This window comes from Microcystis sp. CS-574 (assembly GCF_028329095.1).
GTDB lineage: Bacteria > Cyanobacteriota > Cyanobacteriia > Cyanobacteriales > Microcystaceae > Microcystis > Microcystis ichthyoblabe_A.
The window spans coordinates 1-4,690 of sequence record NZ_JAQMSY010000176.1 but is presented as its reverse complement, the minus strand read 5'-3'; the positions used below and the strand labels follow the sequence as shown (position 1 = coordinate 4,690).

Below are 4,690 nucleotides of genomic sequence, written 5' to 3'. Positions count from 1 at the left end.
TTCTCACTGTTGAAGACCCTGTTGAAGACCCTGTTGAAGACCCTGTTGAAGACCCTGTTGAAGACCCTGTTGAAGACCCTGTTGAAGACCCTGTTGAAGACCCTGTTGACGGCCAGCATCCAGTTCTTCCTGAAGACGGGAAGTGTATAAAGGTGATAATCTCATAATTAACTCTCTGTCCTCCTGTTCAAGCTCTTGATCGTTAGTTAAAGAAGTTCTCAAGTTTAATAATAATTCTAGAGCATTTACCCGAAAAGGATGATCCTCTGGTAACGATTCTAGCTCATCGATCGCCCTTGCTTGTACTTTTCCCCGGCCTAAAATTCTTAACCAGAGAGTTGCTTCTGTTGGGGGTAATTGATGGATAACGGTGATTGCCGTGCGTAAAGAGGGAGCCAAAAAATAGATACCTTCCCCCCAATTCTCCTCATCTAATTTAGCTCCGAATCCTTCTAACAGTTGCGAGGAAGCGGTGGGAGTCAAAATCCAGAGACGGGGGATTTCTCCATCGTTAACATTCGTTTTCTGACGATTTGCTCGACGATTAATTTCTCCTTCCACTTCCAACAGTTTTAACAGACAAGTCCTAATTTCTGTAGCAGTGACAGGATTGCGAAAGGGTTCAAATAAACAGGGATTAATCGCCATTTTTCCCAGTAATCCTAGCAGTTCTCTCGGATTATTATCGAGCATCTGGGGTGAAAACCAGACATCGATTTCTCGTGCTTCTCCTCGTACAACCCGTGCCGATTTTACTTCTCCCAGAGAAGATAATAATTCTTCGAGATAATCTTTAGCAAACTGGTCATGAATAAATCTAGTCATAGGTTTATCTAACGTGATTTAATAATTTATCTCGCAATTGCTTAATCCGATCACGATATTTAGCCGCTGCCTCGAATTCTAGATTTTTCGCCGCTTCTTTCATTTGCGCTTCTAGTTGTTGAATTAATTCGGGAATTTGTTCTAAAGAAAGTTCTTCTATATTCTCATAAACCTGCTCTAATTGTTGGGAATTGAGACGACGGGAAATATCCAGAAAAGCCAAAATTGAATTACTCGACCTTTTAACAATCGGTTGCGGAATAATCCCATGTTTTTGGTTATATTCCTCTTGAATAGCTCGCCGTCTCTTAGTTTCTTCGATCGCATTAATCATACTATCAGTGAGATTATCTCCGTAAAGAATTGCCTGACCGCGAATATGACGAGCAGCCCGGCCAATAGTTTGAATTAAAGAGCGGGTAGCCCTTAAAAATCCTTCCTTATCTGCGTCTAAAATCGCTACTAGAGACACTTCCGGCAGGTCTAACCCCTCGCGAAGCAAATTCACCCCGATCAGCACGTCAAAGACCCCTTCTCGAAGGTCTTGGATAATTTCAATCCGTTGAATTGATTGAATTTCTGAATGTAGATATCTAACTTTAATTCCCCTTTCTTGCAAGTATTCGGTTAAATCTTCGGCCATGCGTTTGGTTAAAGTGGTAATCAAAACCCGTTCATTTAACCGCACTCGCTCCTTAATTTCCCCTAATAAATCATCCACTTGTCCCTCGGTTGGTCGCACAAAAATCTCTGGGTCTAAAACTCCCGTCGGTCGGATAATTTGTTCAACAATGTGATTTTCTGACTGTTCTAATTCCCAATCTCCTGGAGTGGCCGAAACAAAAATACATTGATTAACTTTCTGCCAAAATTCTTCCGACTTCAAAGGACGATTATCCGCAGCACTGGGTAAACGAAACCCGTGATCGATCAAAACTTTTTTTCGTGATTGATCGCCATTATACATTCCGCGAATCTGCGGCACACTGACATGAGATTCATCCACAACTAATAACCAATTTTGAGGAAAATAATCCACCAAACATTCCGGCGGTTCCCCCGCTAACCTACCCGCTAAATGCCGCGAATAATTTTCTACTCCGTTACAATAACCCACTTCCTGCAACATTTCTAAATCATAACGAGTCCGTTGATCCAAACGTTGCGCTTCCAGTAATTTGCCCGCTTTTTCTAACTCCAATAAACGGTTATCTAACTCGGTTTTAATATCCCGACAGGCCACCTCTAAACGTTCCTCCGGGGTAACAAAGTGACGGGCCGGATAAATACTAACTCGCTCTAATTTTTGCAAAACTTCCCCCGTCAGGGGATCGAGATAACGAATACTTTCAATCTCATCGCCAAAAAAATCAATTTTAATAACCCGATCCTCGTAAGCGGGAACAATTTCCAAAATATCGCCCTTGAGACGAAAACGGCCGCGAGTTAACTCCAAATCATTGCGATTGTACTGCACTGACACCAAGGCCCGTAATAATTGCCTTTGGTCGAACTCTTGACCAACTGTTAAGGAAATCGCCGCTTTCAGGTATTCCGCCGGCATTCCCAAACCATAAATACAACTAATGGAAGCGACGACGATCACATCCCTGCGTTCAAACAGCGAGCGCGTGGCTGAATGGCGCAGCATATCGATCTCATCATTAATTGAAGAACTCTTTTCGATGTAGGTATCGCTGACAGGAATATAAGCCTCCGGTTGATAGTAGTCGTAATAGCTGATAAAGTATTCCACGGCGTTATTGGGGAAAAATTGCCGCAATTCGTTACATAATTGGGCAGCCAAGGTCTTATTATGGGCTAGGACAAGGGTAGGCCTGCCGATTTTCTCGATCACAGCGGCAATGGTGAAGGTTTTGCCGGTGCCAGTTGCCCCCAAGAGGGTTTGGAAACGATGCTGGTTTTGCAGGGAATCTACTAATTTATCGATCGCTGCCGGTTGATCCCCGGTGGGTTGAAAGGGTGCTTGTAGTTGAAAAGCGGTCATTAGCGGCTAGGTGTAGAGAACAGGCAAAATAAATTATCAATCAAATTACCAACACTGATAGGGTTTTGGGGAAAGAAAGATGTATCTTAATATTAGAGAGGATTTTAAAAAAAGATTAAAAGTCTTCGAGAATACCCTAAACTTAAATCTTATCGTTTCTCCGAAGCTATTAACGGAAAGGAGTATCAGGTTATGACGGTGGAAAATCTAGAAACGAACGGGACTCAAACCCCAGCAACTACAGAAGAAAAGACCAGCACACGCGGTAAAGCTACTACGGCTAAAACCGCCAAAGATAAAGAAGTGGTCGCCCTTTCGGTGAAAAACAACGCTGAATCGGCTTCCAAAGCCTTAAAATTCTATCAACCCGAACATCGCTTACCCGAAAATCGTCCTGTTGGTACTAGCCATCTTCACTTCACGGAAGATGAAATGTTACCCGGGGGCCGTCCCGTAGAAGTTAGCCATCTGAAAGTGGTTAGTACCTATTCTTCCGTCGGTGGATTGCGTCCTGTCGGCTCTAGTGGTATGGAAGTTAGCAGCACTCTAGCGATTTCTGGCAATCGTCCGATTGCTCTCAGTCATCTGCACATTAGCGAAACTTATACAGTCATGGGTAATCGTCCCGTTGCTTCCAATGAAATCGATGATCCCGAAACTTTAATGGGATTTTTGGATTAATTGTTTTGTTGATCAAGATAGATTTTTTCCCTGTCCCGGACGGGGAATTTATTTTTTTTAGCTCACCGTTTTTAATCCCGATGCTGTTTAAGCAAAAATTGTTCTTAATTGTCTCGTTTCTAATAGTGGTTTTTTGTGGTTTCGGATTATTAAATCTTACCTACGATGCTTCAGTTTTAGCACCGCAGCAATATTACCAGATTCGATCGCTTCATACTTTACAATACCAGAAAGTCTTAGAGAATGAACTGGGGCGAGCCGGATATCTACTGTTGTTAATAATAGTTGTAACCTTGCAAATACTAAAGCAAGCTAAGTTAGAGATATTAGCAGAAGCACTACCAATACCAATCCTGTTTGAGAGTCGGAGAAAAAAACTAAAAAGATTTTTAAAGCTGGAAATTCTGAATATTGAAAAAATCTGGTTTCCCTGCCTAAAAGAGATATTAAAACAGCAGTAGAGATTCACAATAAAAGGATTAGTATATATTGCCATAGCCATAGACTGGACGAGTTGGGGAGCAATAAATATCTTGATGGTGAGTTTGATTTATAACAAAAAAGCCATGCCAATATATTGGTAGATATTAGATAAAAAAGGAAGTAGTAATCTCGAAGAACAGCAGCGAGTATTGGCGAAAATATTGACCGTGCTATCAGGTCATAAAATAGTGGTGTTAGGAGATAGAGAATTTTGCTCGGTCAGTCTTGGAAAGTGGCTTCAGAAGCAGAGTTTATACTTTTGTTTAAGACAAAAAAAAAGTACAAATGTCAAGACAAAAGAAGGAATTTATCAAGAAATGAGAGCCTTAGATTTAAGTCCAGGAACTAAACTATTTTTGAAGGATGTCAATATTACAAAAGAGCAGGGATTTGTCCAGTTTAACTTAGCGGGTAAGTGGAAAAAAACTACTGGGGTTTTCAAACAAAAGAACCTTGGTATATTCTGACTAACTTTGGAGATTTAGAGACGGCAATAATTGCCGATCAAAAAAGATTTGATATTGGGGATATGTTTCGAGATTTTAAGTCGGGAGTCTATAGCTTAGAAGGTTCTCAATTAGCACCGCAATACCTATCAAAGCTGATAATTGTTATAGCTATCGCCTATACAAGTGCCACACTACAAGGTAAAAAAATTAAGGATATGGGAATCCAAAAATATGTCACAAGACC

At 41.2% G+C, this 4,690-nt stretch carries 3 protein-coding genes and 2 pseudogenes; 3 read left to right on the top strand and 2 right to left on the bottom strand.

Translation table 11 applies throughout. The features are described 5' to 3' along the window. Positions 1-6 precede the first annotated feature (6 nt). Together PN470_RS14230 and uvrB are read right to left on the bottom strand one after the other, a co-directional pair. Positions 7-825, bottom strand: a pseudogene (locus PN470_RS14230) (flagellar assembly protein H); the annotation flags it as partial. A gap of 4 nt (positions 826-829) precedes the next feature. After that, positions 830-2,833 carry an excinuclease ABC subunit UvrB gene (uvrB, locus tag PN470_RS14225; protein ID WP_016515323.1) on the bottom strand — a complete coding sequence of 668 codons (2,004 nt, stop codon included), beginning with the start codon at positions 2,831-2,833 and terminating at the stop codon, positions 830-832. Between the two features lie 192 nt (positions 2,834-3,025). Here uvrB and PN470_RS14220 point away from each other — a divergent pair, with 192 nt between their 5' ends. From PN470_RS14220 to PN470_RS14210, 3 genes and pseudogenes are all read left to right on the top strand, one after another. Continuing rightward, a complete protein-coding gene (locus PN470_RS14220) occupies positions 3,026-3,514 on the top strand; it encodes a hypothetical protein (protein WP_002733480.1) in 489 nt (162 codons plus the stop codon). Between the two features lie 5 nt (positions 3,515-3,519). Further along, positions 3,520-3,975: a hypothetical protein gene (locus tag PN470_RS14215; RefSeq protein WP_272104719.1), complete on the top strand. Its 456-nt coding sequence runs from the start codon at positions 3,520-3,522 to the stop codon at positions 3,973-3,975. 437 nt (positions 3,976-4,412) lie between these two features. Further along, positions 4,413-4,690: pseudogene (locus PN470_RS14210) on the top strand (IS4 family transposase); the annotation flags it as partial.